14 protein-coding genes and 1 pseudogene are annotated in these 14,753 nt (G+C 63.2%); 14 read left to right on the top strand and 1 reads right to left on the bottom strand.

Annotated elements, in window-relative coordinates:
• Positions 1–35 precede the first annotated feature (35 nt).
• From CK489_RS18510 to CK489_RS18520, 3 genes are all read left to right on the top strand, one after another.
• A complete protein-coding gene (locus tag CK489_RS18510) occupies positions 36–1,709 on the top strand; it encodes a DUF3300 domain-containing protein (protein WP_095733704.1) in 1,674 nt (557 codons plus the stop codon).
• Positions 1,706–2,635 carry a DUF2950 domain-containing protein gene (locus CK489_RS18515; protein ID WP_095733223.1) on the top strand — a complete coding sequence of 310 codons (930 nt, stop codon included), beginning with the start codon at positions 1,706–1,708 and terminating at the stop codon, positions 2,633–2,635. The genes CK489_RS18510 and CK489_RS18515 overlap by 4 nt, the downstream gene beginning before the upstream one ends.
• Positions 2,636–2,753: 118 nt before the next feature.
• The gene (locus CK489_RS18520; protein WP_245350415.1) at positions 2,754–3,083 is read left to right on the top strand and encodes a hypothetical protein; all 330 of its coding nucleotides are present in this window, start codon (positions 2,754–2,756) and stop codon (positions 3,081–3,083) included.
• Positions 3,084–3,213: 130 nt separating this feature from the next.
• On the opposite strand, the pseudogene CK489_RS18525 reads toward CK489_RS18520, so the two are convergent.
• Positions 3,214–3,417, bottom strand: a pseudogene (locus tag CK489_RS18525) (Lrp/AsnC ligand binding domain-containing protein); the annotation flags it as partial.
• A gap of 216 nt (positions 3,418–3,633) precedes the next feature.
• On the opposite strand from CK489_RS18525, the gene CK489_RS18530 reads away from it, so the two are divergent.
• The 11 genes from CK489_RS18530 (at position 3,634) to CK489_RS18580 (ending at position 14,708) form a co-directional block, all read left to right on the top strand.
• Positions 3,634–4,422 (top strand): SDR family NAD(P)-dependent oxidoreductase, encoded by a 789-nt coding sequence (locus CK489_RS18530; protein ID WP_095733226.1) that lies wholly within the window; start codon positions 3,634–3,636, stop codon positions 4,420–4,422.
• A 13-nt stretch (positions 4,423–4,435) separates the two neighbouring features.
• Positions 4,436–5,230 (top strand): MoaF C-terminal domain-containing protein, encoded by a 795-nt coding sequence (locus CK489_RS18535; protein WP_095733227.1) that lies wholly within the window; start codon positions 4,436–4,438, stop codon positions 5,228–5,230.
• Between the two features lie 15 nt (positions 5,231–5,245).
• Positions 5,246–5,635, top strand: a complete 390-nt coding sequence (locus tag CK489_RS18540) for a nuclear transport factor 2 family protein (protein ID WP_095733228.1) — start codon at positions 5,246–5,248, stop codon at positions 5,633–5,635.
• 254 nt (positions 5,636–5,889) lie between these two features.
• The gene (locus CK489_RS18545; RefSeq protein WP_095733229.1) at positions 5,890–7,155 is read left to right on the top strand and encodes an ABC transporter substrate-binding protein; all 1,266 of its coding nucleotides are present in this window, start codon (positions 5,890–5,892) and stop codon (positions 7,153–7,155) included.
• A 6-nt stretch (positions 7,156–7,161) separates the two neighbouring features.
• A complete protein-coding gene (locus tag CK489_RS18550; protein ID WP_095733230.1) occupies positions 7,162–8,025 on the top strand; it encodes a branched-chain amino acid ABC transporter permease in 864 nt (287 codons plus the stop codon).
• A gap of 54 nt (positions 8,026–8,079) precedes the next feature.
• Positions 8,080–9,063, top strand: coding sequence for a branched-chain amino acid ABC transporter permease (locus CK489_RS18555; protein WP_158226468.1), 984 nt, complete (start codon positions 8,080–8,082; stop codon positions 9,061–9,063).
• A complete protein-coding gene (locus CK489_RS18560; protein ID WP_095733232.1) occupies positions 9,060–9,782 on the top strand; it encodes an ABC transporter ATP-binding protein in 723 nt (240 codons plus the stop codon). The genes CK489_RS18555 and CK489_RS18560 overlap by 4 nt, the downstream gene beginning before the upstream one ends.
• Positions 9,779–10,489, top strand: coding sequence for an ABC transporter ATP-binding protein (locus tag CK489_RS18565; protein ID WP_095733233.1), 711 nt, complete (start codon positions 9,779–9,781; stop codon positions 10,487–10,489). Before CK489_RS18560 ends, CK489_RS18565 begins: the two co-directional genes overlap by 4 nt.
• On the top strand, positions 10,486–11,571 hold the full coding sequence (locus CK489_RS18570; protein ID WP_245350416.1) for a helix-turn-helix domain-containing protein: 1,086 nt from the start codon (positions 10,486–10,488) through the stop codon (positions 11,569–11,571). The genes CK489_RS18565 and CK489_RS18570 overlap by 4 nt, the downstream gene beginning before the upstream one ends.
• 98 nt (positions 11,572–11,669) lie before the next feature.
• On the top strand, positions 11,670–13,076 hold the full coding sequence (locus CK489_RS18575; RefSeq protein ID WP_095733235.1) for an aldehyde dehydrogenase family protein: 1,407 nt from the start codon (positions 11,670–11,672) through the stop codon (positions 13,074–13,076).
• Positions 13,077–13,112: 36 nt separating this feature from the next.
• Positions 13,113–14,708 (top strand): GMC family oxidoreductase, encoded by a 1,596-nt coding sequence (locus CK489_RS18580; RefSeq protein WP_095733236.1) that lies wholly within the window; start codon positions 13,113–13,115, stop codon positions 14,706–14,708.
• Positions 14,709–14,753: the final 45 nt, after the last annotated feature.

Consider the following 14,753-nt stretch of genomic DNA (forward strand, 5'->3'; position numbering starts at 1 on the left):
GATGTTAACGGGCATTGATGTCGATGGAGGATGCGATGATCCATTTGGGCCGGGTTCTGCTCGCGATCGTCCTCATGGCGACGACGGCGGTTGCCGCAACAGCGCAGACCGGCGGTAACCCTCCAGCTGCATCCAGCCAGCCGCAATCGGGGACGCCGTCACAGGCCGACCAATTGCTGAAGCCCGAGCAGCTCGAAGCGCTGGTCGCTCCGATTGCGCTTTACCCTGACACTTTGCTCGCCAACGTCCTGGCGGCTTCGACTTATCCGCTCGAGGTCGTCCAGGCCGACCGCTGGCTGAACGCGCGCAAGAACCTCAAAGGGGACGCGCTCAAGGCGGAAGTCGACAGGCAGGCCTGGGACGAAAGCGTGAGAGCGCTCACCAGCACATCGGACGTGCTCTCGATGATGAGCGATAAGATCGATTGGACCAAGAGCCTGGGCGATGCGGTGCTGGCCCAGCAGGCGGACGTTATGGATGCGATCCAGCGGCTTCGCAGCAAGGCACAGGCCAACAACAAGCTGGTGACTACCAAGCAGCAGAAGGTCAGCGTCCAGACCCAGGAGAGCAAGCAGGTGATCGTGATCGAGCAGACCGATCCGAACACGGTCTACGTGCCGTATTATGATCCCGCGACGGTCTATGGCGCTTGGCCCTATGCAGACTACCCGCCCTATTACTTCGGCTATCCGTCCTACATCGGCGCCGGCGTGATCGCCGCCGGCCTCGCCTTCGGGACCGGGTGGGCGATCGGACGCTGGGGCAACTACTGGGGCGGCGGCTGCAACTGGGGAAATCGCAACGTCTATGTGAACCATTTCAACAAGATCAACAATGCCGGCAATGGCTGGCAACACAATCCTGCGCATCGCCAGGGCGTCCGATACAACAACAGCAACGTCCAGCAGCGCTTCGGCGGCAGCAATGATCGGGCCGGTGCCGGCGATCGAATGAACTACCGCGGTCGCGATGGTCAGCAGGTTCTCAAGCCCAGCGGCGATCGCCCGGGGACTGATCGTCCAGGTGGAGATCGCGCGGCGGATCGGGCGGGGGATCGTGCAGGCGATCGTGGCGGAGATCGTGCGGGTGATCGCGCCAAGGGGGGCGACCGTGCAGGGGCCGCCGATCGTGGCAAGGGTGGCGACCGCGCGGGTGCTGGCAACAAGGCCAAGGGCGGCGGCGATCGCGCCAGGACGAGCGACCGCAGCCGCAATGCCTCGCGCGGTGGAGGCGGCAATGGACGGCGCGACGGAGCGCTCGGTAACGTCTCTTCGGGGCGCGCAGCCGCTCTGCAGTCCGCGCGCGGGCAGGCGAGCCTCGCTGGACGGAGCGGCGGTGCCAACTTTGCTGCCCGCGGTGGCGGAGGCTACGGCGGCGGCGGTTTCCGCGGCGGAGGCGGAGGTGGCGGCTTCCGTGGCGGCGGCGGGGGTGGTCGGCGATCGGACATTGCGCTCAAGCACGATATCGAACTGCTTGGGCATCTCGCCAACGGCCTCGGCTATTACCGCTTCAGTTATCTCGGCAGCAGCAAAGCGTATGTCGGCGTAATGGCGCAGGAGGTCGAGCAGATCATGCCGGCGGCTGTGACGCGCGGCGCCGACGGTTATCTGAGGGTCTACTATGACAAGCTCGGCCTTAAGTTCCGCAGCTATGACGACTGGCTTTCTGCCGGCGCAAAGCTTCCATCCCCCTCGGAGTCATCGCGATGACAGGCCGCTCGCAGTTCCGACTGAACCGTCTTGCTTCCGTCAGCATTGCGGCGGCAACGGCACTCGCCCTGTTGTCGCCCGTGCGAGCCCAACAAGGCTTCGCGAGCCCGGAGGATGCGGCGGCGGCTCTGGCGACGGCCGTCAAATTGGGCACAAGCAGGGCTATGTTAAAGGTATTGGGGCGTGATGCCGCTGATATTATCGAGTCCGGCGATGACGTCGCCGACGCCGACGCGCGGCAGCGTTTCTTGACTGCTTACGACGCCGCGCATTCGATCAAGGCTGATCAGCACAAGAAGGCCACGCTGATCCTCGGCAAGGACGACTTCCCGTTCCCAATCCCGATCGTCAATGGCCGCGATGGCTGGAGCTTCGACGCTGCGGCAGGCCGTCGCGAAGTTCTCTATCGTCGGATCGGGCGCAACGAACTTGACGCGATCCAGACCTGCCTTGCCTATGTCGATGCTCAAAGAGAATACGCCGACAGGGATCGCGGTCAGGGAATAGGAGCTTATGCTCAGCGTATCGTCAGCAGTCCCGGCAAGACGGATGGCTTGTTTTGGCGCGACGACAATAACCCAAGTCCACTCGGCGAGTTCGCAGCCCGGGCTGCTATCGAAGGCTACAAGGCTGGAGAGCAAAGCGCGCCTTACCACGGTTATTATTATCGGATCCTGAAGGCGCAGGGATCGGACGCTCCCGGCGGGGCGCTCAATTATGTGGTGAAAGGCAAGATGATCGGCGGCTTCGCATTGGTCGCCTATCCCGCCGAATACGGCAACTCCGGCGTCATGACCTTCCTGGTGAGCCATGCCGGTGCGGTCTATCAGAAGGATCTCGGTTCACGCACCGATTTCGTCGGCAAGCGCATGATCCTCTTCGACCCGGATCACACCTGGAGGAAGGTCGATCCAAGCAATCCTTGACGGAAGGGCACTTGCGATGTTCAGATTCTCGGTGCGTTGTCTATCGCTGTTGTTGCTTACGTGTGCTTTCTCTTCCCCGTCCTTCGCTCAGGCTAGCGGGCACGTTCAGGTCAAATTCGTGAAGGCCGCTCTGATCGTCGGTGGCGGCGGGGGAAGCGGCATCCTTACGTTCCGCGGGCGGCACTATCGGTTCACCGCGTCCGGCTTCAGCCTCGGGATAAGCGCGGGTGCTTCCACGAGTTGGTTGGAAGGTACTGCCTCGGGCATCCGAGAGATCAACGATTTCGCCGGCAACTATACGCTCGTTGGGGGAGGCGGCGCATGGGCCGCGGGTATGGGCGCAGCAAGCTTGCGAAACGAACATGGCGTGGTGCTCATGCTCAGAGGGCCAAAAGCCGGGCTGGAATTTGCAGCCAATCTTGGCGCGCTCACGATTTCATTGAGGTGAGCGTGAAATTCGCTCCGTCGTTGTCCGTTTCCCGGGTCGCCAAGCGGTCTGCGGATATGCCCGATGACATCGGGCTCGTCCAATCTGGACGAAAAGGCGATCCGTCGGCTGGCCGACTGTGGCGATCGGCTCACGAATCGCGGTCGTGGAGCACCTTCAAAGGCAAGGCGTGCTTCACGATCGGCGATTTGAGAACGATATAGGAGAAATACTTTTCAATTCCGACGTTGCGTTCAAGCAGATTTTCCATCCGCTCTTGGTAGTGCGAGATGCTGCGACGAACGAATCTGAGAAGATAGTCGTAGCCGCCGCTGATGAGATGACATTCCATCAGCGTTCGGCGTCTCGATCATGGCAGCATCATCCCGCCCACATATTCAACCAGCTGATCGACGAAGGATAGGAACGCGGCACTGCCGTGGCTTCGCCTGCGTCCTAGCCCGATTGCGCGCGAGTCCAAGACGACCCGACTCGGTTGGCTTATCGCTGTCCCGGACCGCGTCACGCGGCGTTCGAAAAAATATCGATCTGGGACGCGCTCGAGGTGCCAATGAGATTTGCTGGGCGAACCGCCCTGGTGACGGGTGGTGGAACGGGAATTGGCGCAGCCGTTGCGCGGCGTCTGGCTTCGGAGGGCGCCAAGGTCGCGGTCATGGGCCGGCGTCGCGAGCCCCTGCGCGAGCTCGCTGACGAGACCGGCTGTCTCGTCGTGCAGGCCGACGCCGCAGATGGCGCAGCGGTCCGCGCCGCGCTAAGCGAGATTCGGGGCAAGTTCGGCAGGCCGGATATTCTCGTCGCGAATGCGGGCGGACATGGGGTCGGCCCGACTATGTCAATGACCGACGAGACGTGGGCGCTGTCGACGCGCCTCAACCTTGATACGGCGTTCGTTTGCGCGCGCGAGACCCTTCCGGACCTGATCGAGCGAAAGGGTGCCATTGTAATCGTTGCATCGATTGCCGGCCTGTTTGCGGGCCCGCAGGCCGCCGGCTACGTGACCATGAAGCATGCCTGCATCGGCCTCGGCAAGTCGCTGGCACGCGACTACGGCCGCAGCGGCGTGCGGACCAACACGGTCTGCCCAGGCTGGGTCGCGACCGCCATGGCCGACGAGCAGATGCAGGTCCTGGTCGAGAAGCACGGTCTTTCCTCGATCGAAGAGGCCTATCGCCTGGTGACCAAGGATGTGCCCCTTGGCCGGCCGGCGACGCCGGAAGAGGTTGCCAACGTCGTTTGCTTTCTGGCTTCGGACGAGGCGAGCGCGATGAACGGCTCGATCCTGACGGTGGATGGCGGCGCCACCGTGGTCGATCTGCCGACGCTGGCGTTCGTCGAGTAGGAGGGAGTTTGAAATGGAGCAAGCAAGCCGGCCTGCCGACTGGAAACATTTCGATGATTTCGCCGCCGGCATCGCCACCAATCGCCTGCCGGTCACGGACAGGCTCGCGGGCAGGTCGCTCGATATCACGCTGCAAAACGGGCGTGCGGTCAGACTGAATTTCACCTCCGCGGACCGGGTTGAATGGGCGGAGGGGAGCGCATCGGGACAGGACTGGTACGAGGCGATCGACGTGGCGCCGGACGTGCTCTTCGTCAACATGACACTGTCCGGGCGGCCGGATGAAGATGAAGCCTTCATCGTCAATCTCAGCACTCGCCGGGTTCTGTCGGTGCGGGAACGGGTGCGGCCGGCGAGTGAAGCGCCTGGCGAGCCGCGCGTTAGGCAAGACTATACGCCCGGCATCGTCGGCGACCCCACGGTTCCGGCCACAGGTATGGAGCCTGCGCCGACAAGGGATCTGATCGGATTGACTGCGCACTATGAATATAGCCCGCAGCACGTCTACGAGCACGTCTATCTGAGCTCACAGCGCTACGCTTGGCAGAACATCGTCGGCGTGCAGCGAGGGCATGGTGATGTCGATCTGGCCACCACATACAAATTCGATGACAACCAGTATGTGTTCGGGTTTCGCGAGTTCATCATCCCGGTGGCATCGATCTTCTTCTACAACTGGGATGCCATGCGCTCGACCGGGAAATTTCTCGGCGTGACCAGCCAGGGCATCATCGAAAACAAGCCCGCCGGGGCCTTGATCCAGATGAAGTCCCGGACTGTCTATGACGAGAACAAGCAACCGGTTTGACGGGGGACGCGGCGCGTGAACTCGAACTACGATGCAATCAAGGCGCATTACGCGGCGTCCGACCGCAAGGACGTTGTGGGCATGATGGCGCCCATCACTTCCGAAACTCGTTGGACCGAGATGGCGGGCTTTCCGTACGCGGGTACATATGTCGGCGCTGGTGCCATTGTGGAAGGCGTCTTCAAGCGCATCGGCGAAGAGTGGATCGACTATACGTTCTCGCTCGAAAGGTTGGTCGACGGCGGGACAACGATCGTCGGCATCCGGACCTATTCGGGCCGGTACAGGAAGACGGGGAAGACCATGACGGCACGCGTGGTGCACGTCTGGGACATGAACGACGGCCGCGTCGTTCGCTTCGAGCAATTCGCTGACACCAGCCTGGTTGCCCGCGCGACGATCTAGATCGGCAGTCCCTCCACTTGGCGCGGCTCATGACATGGGCCGCGCTTTTTCTTGCCATGACGGGGCTTCGCTCGTTTGCGTCCTAGGCCGGCTGCGTTGGAGTCCAAGACGCCGGCAAAGGGCAGCGCCTAGTGTCATCGCGCCGGACAAGCGTCGGACGATCGCTCGGCCTCCCTTGAGGCGGCGCCGCGATCGCGAACAGATGCACCGGTGCAACGCCGCCGTCGGACGGGTGGCCTAATGAGGGGAAACGCATGACATTGAGGAACACGATCCTGGGAATCTTCATGGCTGCGCTGCTCGGCTGTGCCGGCTGCACGGCCCATGCGGCCGATGCCAAATGCGGTGCCAACACCGGCAAGGCGGCGAACGGCGAGCCGATCGTGATCGGCGGAATTGTCAGCGTGACCGGACCCGACAATTTCAGCTCCTCCGGGCTGGCCGCGACAGCCTATTTCAAATGCCTGAATGCCAATGGTGGCGTCAACGGACGTCCGATCAAGTACCAACTCGAAGACGACGGCTGGAATCCCGAGCAGTCATCGCAGGTCGCGGCAAAGCTGATCCGTGATCAGAAGGCGGTCGCGCTGGTCGGCAACATGAGCTTCGTCGATTGCGGTGCTAACCAGGGCATCTATGAAAAGGAAGACATCATGGTGATTGCGGGGGTCGGCGTCCCTCGCGATTGCTTCTTCCAGAAGAACTACGCGCCGACCAATGCCGGCCCGCGGGTCAGCAATACCAAGGCCGTGATGGATGTGGCGCAGACCTATCCGGGCAAGATCAAGCGCGTGGTCTGCATCGCACCGAACATCCCGAATCTCGGCGAATGGTCCTGCTCCGGCGCGGTCGCCTGGATCAAGAAGCAAGGCGGTGATGGCAAGATCATCACGTTCGACCCTGGCTCGCTCGACGCGACTTCGGTCGTCCTTGAGGCGATGGCCTTCAAGCCTGACGTCATCAGCGTCGGTACGCCCAAGGGCCTGGCCGTTCCGATCTTTGCCGCCGCGGAAGAGCAGGGGCTTGCCGACAAGGTGCATTTCACCGGACCTGCCTCGCTGTACAATCCGGATTTTCCGCGTGCGATCGGAAAATACTGGGACGGCAAAGTCACCGTCGACATGGAACTGAAGGCGGCCGACGCCGGCACGCCCGATATGCAGAACTGGCTTGCGGTGATGGACAAGTATGGCCAGGCCTCGGATCCGCGGGACACCTTCTCGCAAGCCGGCTATCTGGCGGCGCGCGTCACCGCCGAAACCCTGCTGAAGATGGACGCGGCCAAGATCGACCGGAAATCGGTCACGCAGGCCTTGCGGAGCATCAAGCGGTTCGAAAGCGACATGTGGTGTTCGCCTTGGTACGTCGGCGAAGGTCCTCGTCACAACGCCAATCACGCGGGCCCGGTGTCGTTCGTCAAAGACGGCAAGCTCGTGGCAAAGCAGGTGTGCGTCGAGTCGGAAGATCCTGAACTCGACGATGTGCATACCTACGAGAAGACGATCGGCATCGCGAAGTAAGCAGTCATGCCTGATTTTACGCCCTTTCTCGTCTCGGGCCTCGCGACGGCGGCAACCTACGTGCTCTCCGGCGTCGGCATCGTGGTGCTCTATCGGGCGGCGGGCGTGGTCAATTTCGCCCAGGGCGCCGTCGGTGCCCTGGCCGCCTTTGTCTCCTGGTCGATTGTCGAGCGCGGAGGTCCTCCCGGCTGGTCGTGGATCGCGGGTGTCGCGGCAGCAGCGCTTGTCTCGTTCCTCTATGGTCGCGTCATCGCGCCCCGGCTGGCCTACGGTGATCCAATCATGCGTGCGGTGGCCACGCTCAGCTTTGCGCTCATCCTGCTTGGCTTCATGGGCTACGTCTGGGGTGAGGCGCCGCGCCGGCTTCGTCTGCCCACGGATACGATGAGCTTTGAGCTCCTGGGCGTCCGGATCACGATGACGCGGGCAATCGCATTCGGCCTTGGCGTACTGGCGACCACTGCCGTGATGCTGTTTCTCGCCTATAGCCGGGTGGGCCTGCAGATGCGCGCGCTCGCCAGCAACCGCGATCTCAGCGCGATGCTCGGGGTTCGCGTGCTCCGCGTCGACAGTTGGGCGTGGGTGATCTCCGGCCTGCTGGCGGGCGTCAGCGGCGTGTTGCTGGCCGATCTGCAGCGCTTGAGCGGACAAGCGCTCACCTTCGCGGTCATTCCGGCGATCGCCGCCGCGGTGTTCGGGCGCTTCGTCTCGCTCCCCGCAACAGTCGCGGGTGGTTTGGCGATCGGAGTTTGTGAGGCGCTGCTGACCCCGATTCCCTTGATCGGCCCGTTCCGCACCGCAGTCCCGTTTCTGTTTGCGGTCGGCGCCATGCTGTGGATGCAGCGTCGAGTGACCTTCGTCTACAGGTGATCCGACGTGACCGACCGAAGCCTGCAGGCAGCCATGCCGATCTCTACTGCACGATTGCCGCTCCGCGCGATTGCCGTCTGTGCCGGCGCGCTCCTGGCGCTTTATTTCCTGCCCGCCGCGCTGAGCGATTACTGGCTGCGCACGCTGATTTCGGTCACCGCGTTGACCGTTGCCAGCCTGAGCGTCAGCCTGCTGTTCGCGCAGCTCGGCATGGTCTCGCTGGCGCAGTACGGCCTGTTAGGCGTCGGCGGCTGGTTTGCGCTCAGGATATCGCACGGCCTCGGCGTACCGTTCGAGCTCGCGCTGCTGACCGGCGGGATCGCCGCGGCGCTCGTCGGGCTCGTCATCGGCCTGCCCGCGCTGCGGATGCGGGGTCTTTATCTTGCGATCGTTACCTTGATGATGGCCGGTGCAATCCAGGTACTGATCAGCGCGTTCGGCTTTCCGGATGGAGGCTCGGGCATCCTCGGCAAGAGTACGGGGACGCGGATGATGATGGCGCGTCCTTTGCTCGCGCAGAACGACGAAGCCTATCTGCGCTACGCCATCGTCATCGCCGGGCTTTGCTACCTGCTCGTGCTTGCGCATGTCCGTGACCGCCCGGGGCGCGCATGGGCGATGATCCGCCGCAGCGAAGTTTGCGCCCTCGCCGGGGGCGTCGACATCACTGCTTACAAGGTACGGGCCTTTGCGTTGTCCGGCTTCCTTGCAGGGATCGCCGGAGGCCTGCTTGCAGGGGGCGTGGGACAGCTTGATGCAAGCGCGTTCCCGGCCAGTCAGTCGATCATGTTGTTCGCGCTGACCATCGTCGGCGGCGCTTATTCCTGGCTCGGTCCGATCGTGGCCGGGCTGCTGCTTCGGGCATTTCCGGCGCTACTGAACGACTTCAGGATCGACGGCAATATCGCGACAATGATCTTCGGTCTCGGCCTGCTGCACGCCTTGATCACGGCTCCGCGCGGCGTGGTCGGCCAATTGGCGGATCTGGTCCGAACAGTTCGCCGGCTCGTGGGTGGCAAGCGGAAGGCCGAGTCATGATCGAGATCGACGACGTGACGGTGCAGTTCGGAGGTGTGCTCGGCTTGAACGCCTTGACCGCCAATCTTGCGGAGCCGGTCACCGGTCTGGTCGGCCCGAACGGCGCCGGCAAGACCACATTGATTAATGTGCTTTCCGGATTCGTGCAGCCTACGAAGGGCCGTGTGCGGGTGGATGGGCGGGACCTGAAGGATGTTCCCATTCGCAAGCGTGCCGCGTTTGGCCTCCGCCGAACGTTTCAGAACGAGCAGATCGTCGAGAATCTGACTGCCGGCGACAATGTCGCCGCGGTGCTCGACAACGTGCCGACGGACGGCCAGCCACGGCGGCTGTTGATCGACAAGGCGTTGGACTTCGTCGGTCTTCTCGCCAGGCGCGATACGCCCGGACGCGACCTGAACGCCTATCAGCGCCGCATGCTGGAGATCGCGCGGGCAACCGCAGGGCTGCCCCGGTTGATCATGATGGACGAGCCCGGAGCAGGGCTTGCTCAACATGAGAGCGAGCACCTGCGCGATGTCATCAAGGCGATCCACGGTTATTGCGGTGCGCAGGTGCTGCTGGTCGACCACGATGTCGATCTGATCTCGGCAACCTGCACGGCGACACTGGTGCTCGATTTTGGCTCACCAATTGCTTATGGGCCAACGCCGAACGTGCTTGCGGATCCAAAGGTCAGGGCGGCCTATCTCGGGGTCCTGGAGGAGGATGCGACGTGAGCGCCGGGCTGGCCGTGCAGAACCTCAACATCGCGCGCAACGGCAAGGCCGTTCTTCACGGCATCGATCTCACGATCTCGCCGGGGAGGATCACCGCCCTGCTTGGCGCCAACGGCGCCGGCAAGAGCAGCCTCGTTCTCTCCATCGCCGGCGTGTTGCCGGCGACCAGCGGTTCGATCGCAATGGACGGCCAGTCCATTGTCGGCCTCAGGCCGGAGACCATTCGCGCCGGCGGTGTCGCCGCGGTGCCCGAAGGGCACCAGGTGCTGAACGATTTGAGTGTCGAGGATAACCTCAAGGTCGCGGGCAGCCACCTCGCGCGTTCGCAACTCAAGGCGGCCCTCGAGGTCGCGCTCGGTACGTTTCCGGAATTGCGCGACCGTCTGCCGGCGAGGTCGGGCACGCTCTCGGGTGGACAACAGCAGATGGTTGCCCTCGCGCAGGCGATCATTGCGCGACCACGTTATCTGCTCGCCGACGAGCTCTCATTCGGCCTCGCGCCGGTCGTGGTCGCGCGTTTGGTCCCGGTTCTGCAGGGCCTCGCCGCGCAGGGTGTCGGCGTCCTTCTGATCGAGCAGTTCACGCACATCGCGCTCAAGATCGCGCATGCAGCCTATGTCATGGAGCATGGAAAAATCTGCTTTGCCGGCGAGCCACAGGAGCTGATCGACAGGCCCGAGATCCTGCACAGCGCCTATCTCGCTTGACATCAGCATCAACATCGGCGGACGCAGATGCGGTTCCCTGCAGGATACCGCCCATTGACAGCTCGGAAGAGCTGCTTAACATGTTAGATAATAGCCGCCAGACGGCCCTTCCAGGGGAGGAGCGCGTGCAGCTCCAGGAGTTTAGCAACTGGACTCCGCAAGTCTGGAGTCAAGCTCCGTTGGAGGAGTGGAGGCACAAGCTCCAGTCCGTCTGCGGACGATTCAATCCATTCGGATGGGAAGAACGCGACCTCGTCAACGGCGGCGTGCTGGTTCGTGATGCCGCGGGCATGGACATCGCCCAGGTTGCCGGCGACATCGGCGTCGTTCGTCGCGACGAGCGCGACATCCGCCTCGACTATGGCGAATTCTTCTTCCTGCTTGTCCAGTTGGAGGGGACGTGCGGGGTCGAGCAGCAGGGGCAACAGAGCATCATTTCCCCGGGTGACTGTATCCTGGTCGATTCCTCGCTGCCGTCGAACTTCTATTTCAACGGTCAATTCATCAATCACCTCTCCGTGCATCTGCCGCGGCAATTGCTGCTGGCAGAGAGGCCCAACGATTTCGAGGTATCGCGACGCCTGGGCGCCGAGGACCCGATGTCGACCATGCTGCGGGCGCTCGTCGCCAAGATGTTGCAGACGCCGGCCAATCACCAGCGATCGGGCGAATTGCGGCAACTCCTGCTCCACGCGACGCGGCAGGCGTTCGCCACGGATACCGCCGTTGCACCCTTGTGTCCGAAGGAGCGTGCCTCGGGCCGGCTCGAATTCGCCCGCGCGCTGGTCGACCGTCATCTCACCGCGGAGTGCCTGACGCCGCAATGGCTGGCCGGCCGTCTCGGTGTGTCGATGCGGACCCTGCAAGAGGATTTCAGCACGGTCGGGACCACCATCACGAGCTTCATTCGTGATCGCCGTCTGCGACTTGCGAGGGACCGGTTGATCGAGAAGCAACGCGGCGCCGAAGGCGGGACCATCGCCGAGATCGCATTTTCATCGGGGTTCAACGATATCTCCTATTTCAACCGCTGCTTCAAGAAGGCCTTCGACTGCTCTCCCACGGATGTGGTGCGCCGATAGCCGCGCTCCTGTCCAATCAACGCCGCGCTCTTTTCCAAGACAGCAGACGCATCATCGTCTTTCCTCGGCCGCATCACTTGCGCTTGGGAGATCTTTGCATGCAGCGCTCGAGCCTGGTCATTGACGGTCGCAAGGTCGAGACAGCCGGCGTCCTGGACGTCATCAATCCGGCGACTGGCGCCGTCGTCGGCGCGATGCCGCTCGCGACGGCGGAGGATCTGGATTCCGCGATATCCGCCGCCACCAAGGCGTTTGCGATCTGGAAGGAAGCCTCCGAAATTGAACGGGCCGAAGCGTGTCGTGCGGTTGCGCAAACGATCGAGGCGCATTCCGAAGAGCTTGCCCGCCTGCTCACGCTCGAGCAAGGCAAGCCGCTGAACGGTCTGGGATCGCGCTTCGAGATCGGTGGCGCGGTTGCCTGGACGCGCTTCACGAGCGATCTGTCGCTCCCGGTGGAGGTCCTGCAGGACGGAGCCGAGGGGCGCGTCGAGCTGCACCGCAAGCCGATCGGCGTGGTCGGCTCCATCACGCCGTGGAACTGGCCGGTCATGATTGCATGCTGGCACATCATTCCGGCAATCCGGGCGGGTAACACGGTGGTCATCAAGCCTTCGCCGCTGACCCCGCTCAGCACCATCAGGCTTGTGGAGCTGATGAACGAGACGTTGCCGCCGGGCGTGGTGAACGTCGTCTCCGGCGAGAACGAGATCGGCAGCCTGATGTCCTCGCACCCCGGCATTGCCAAGGTGACGTTCACGGGCTCGACGGCGACGGGCCGCAAGATCATGCAGAGCGCAGCGACCACGCTCAAGCGGCTGACTCTCGAACTCGGCGGCAATGACGCGGGAATCGTGCTGTCTGACGCTAACCCGAAGCAGATCGTCGAGAGCCTCTTCTGGGGTGCCTTCATCAACGGCGGCCAGACCTGTGCCGCGCTGAAGCGGCTCTATGTTCACGACAGCCTCTACAAGCAGGTCTGCAACGAGCTCGTCGAGTATGCCGGCCAGGTCGTCGTCGGCGATGGCTTGTCGGAAAAATCGACGCTCGGTCCGGTGCAGAATCGCCGTCAGTTCGACATCGTTTCAACGTTCGTGAATGAGGCGCGCGACAAGGGCGGCCGTGTGCTGATCGGCGGCAATCCCTCGGAAGGGCCCGGTTTTTTCTATCCAGTCACGCTGGTTGCCGACGTGGACCACGGTTGCCGGCTCGTGGACGAAGAGCAGTTCGGTCCTGCTCTTCCGATCATCCGGTACCGCGACATCGATGATGCCGTCGCCAAGGCCAATGCGAGCTCGATGGGGCTGGGCGGCTCGGTCTGGGGTACCGACCTGGCGCAGGCAAAACGTGTGGCAGGGCGGATCGAGGCCGGTTCGGTCTGGATCAACAAGCATGGCGCCATTCAACCCAACGCGCCGTTTGGCGGCGTGAAGCAATCGGGATTCGGGGTCGAGTTTGGCGTCGAGGGGCTGAAGGAGTTCACCACCGTACAGACCGTGTTCTGTTGAAGTGGAACGCTGAACGCGGCGCGTCGGGGAGGGCAGATGCAGGACTATGATTACATCGTCGCGGGCGGCGGCTCTGCGGGATGCGTCCTCGCGTCGCGCCTCTCGGAGGATTCCCGCAATCGCGTACTCCTCATCGAAAGCGGCCAGCGCGACACCGACAAGTACATTCACATTCCGGCAACTTTCTTCAAGGTTCTGGAGAAGGGCCGCGACGCGCTTTTCTACGCATCCGAGCCGGAGCAGGGCCTCAACGGACGGCCGTCGATCGTGCCGCAGGGTCATGTGCTGGGCGGCGGCAGTTCGGTGAACGCGATGGTCTACATCCGTGGTTCGCGGCAGGATTACGATACGTGGGCGCAGCTCGGCTGTCGTAGCTGGGGCTACGACAAGGTGCTTCCTGTCTTCCGCGACCTCGAAAACAACCAGCGGCTTTCCGGTGAGTATCACGGGGCCACTGGCGAGCTCACCGTGTCGGACCGCGCCTACGGTCATCCGCTCTCGTGGGCCTTCATCCGCGCCGCGCAGGAAGTCGGCATCCCCTACAATGAGGACTTCAATGGAGCCCGCCAGGAGGGCGTCGGCTTCTATCAGACGACCACAAGTCGCGGGCGCCGTCGCAGTGCGGCGGAGGCTTTTCTGCGGCAGGCGGAGGGGCGTGCCAACCTGACCGTCAAGACGGGAAGCCGTGTCCACAAAGTCCTCTTTGATTGCAAGAGAGCGACCGGAGTGCTGCTCGATGACGGATCGACCGTCACGGCGCGGCGCGAAGTGATTCTGACCGCCGGCGCGCTGGCGACGCCGAAAATCCTGCAATTGTCGGGGATCGGGCCGGCGGCCCATCTGCGCGAGCACGGCGTCGACGTCGTGCTCGACCTGCCCGGGGTCGGCGAGAACTACCAGGATCATCTCGAGGCGACCGTTCAGTGCGAGACCAAGGATCCGATTTCGATCTTCGGCGAAGACAAGGGCTTCCGCGCGGCAGCGCACATGATGCAGTATCTTCTGACCAAGACGGGCCTGCTGACGTCGACGGTCGTCGAATCCGGCGGGTTCGTCGACACGGCAGGTACGGGCGAACCCGACATCCAGTTTCATGTACTGCCGGCATTCAATGGCTTTGCCGATCGGTCAGCTCATGCGGGCCATGGCATCTCGATCGGTCCCTGTGTCCTGCGGCCGCAATCGCGCGGCTCGGTCCGGTTGCGCTCAACGAACCCGACCGACGCCGCTCTGTTTGTTGCCAACTCGCTCGCCGAGCAGGCCGATGTCGAGACGCTCGTTCGCGGTGTTCAGATCGCCATCCGGATCTCTGAGGCCCCCTCGCTGGCCCGTTTGGTCAAGCGGCGTGTCCTTCCGAAGCCGGGGCTGGAAGCCGACCCAGACGCGCTCCGCGACTATGTTCGTGCGATATCCAAGACCGTGTTCCATCCGTCGGGCACCGCGAAGATGGGAGCTGCCGATGATCCCATGGCGGTCGTGTCGGAAGACTTGCGGGTGCGTGGCGTGGAAGGGCTTCGTGTCGCCGACGCCTCGATCATGCCTCGTCTTGTCTCTGGCAACACCAATGCGCCGACGATGATGATCGGCGAGCGCGCTGCACGCTTCATTCTGGGCAAGGAGACCGCCGCCTAGCGACGGCGAATGCCCGATATGAGCTGCAGCAGTGCCAGCGCATTG

It is taken from the genome of Bradyrhizobium sp. UFLA03-84 (assembly GCF_002289535.1).
Lineage (GTDB): Bacteria > Pseudomonadota > Alphaproteobacteria > Rhizobiales > Xanthobacteraceae > Bradyrhizobium > Bradyrhizobium viridifuturi.

What these genes read in the sequence shown, in the direction of transcription:
- CK489_RS18510 (WP_095733704.1), top strand. Translation starts at nt 36, where the DNA reads ATGATCCATTTGGGCCGGGTTCTGCTCGCGATCGTCCTCATGGCGACG.
- CK489_RS18515 (WP_095733223.1), top strand. Translation starts at nt 1,706, where the DNA reads ATGACAGGCCGCTCGCAGTTCCGACTGAACCGTCTTGCTTCCGTCAGC.
- CK489_RS18530 (WP_095733226.1), top strand. Translation starts at nt 3,634, where the DNA reads ATGAGATTTGCTGGGCGAACCGCCCTGGTGACGGGTGGTGGAACGGGA.
- CK489_RS18535 (WP_095733227.1), top strand. Translation starts at nt 4,436, where the DNA reads ATGGAGCAAGCAAGCCGGCCTGCCGACTGGAAACATTTCGATGATTTC.
- CK489_RS18545 (WP_095733229.1), top strand. Translation starts at nt 5,890, where the DNA reads ATGACATTGAGGAACACGATCCTGGGAATCTTCATGGCTGCGCTGCTC.
- CK489_RS18550 (WP_095733230.1), top strand. Translation starts at nt 7,162, where the DNA reads ATGCCTGATTTTACGCCCTTTCTCGTCTCGGGCCTCGCGACGGCGGCA.
- CK489_RS18560 (WP_095733232.1), top strand. Translation starts at nt 9,060, where the DNA reads ATGATCGAGATCGACGACGTGACGGTGCAGTTCGGAGGTGTGCTCGGC.
- CK489_RS18575 (WP_095733235.1), top strand. Translation starts at nt 11,670, where the DNA reads ATGCAGCGCTCGAGCCTGGTCATTGACGGTCGCAAGGTCGAGACAGCC.
- CK489_RS18580 (WP_095733236.1), top strand. Translation starts at nt 13,113, where the DNA reads ATGCAGGACTATGATTACATCGTCGCGGGCGGCGGCTCTGCGGGATGC.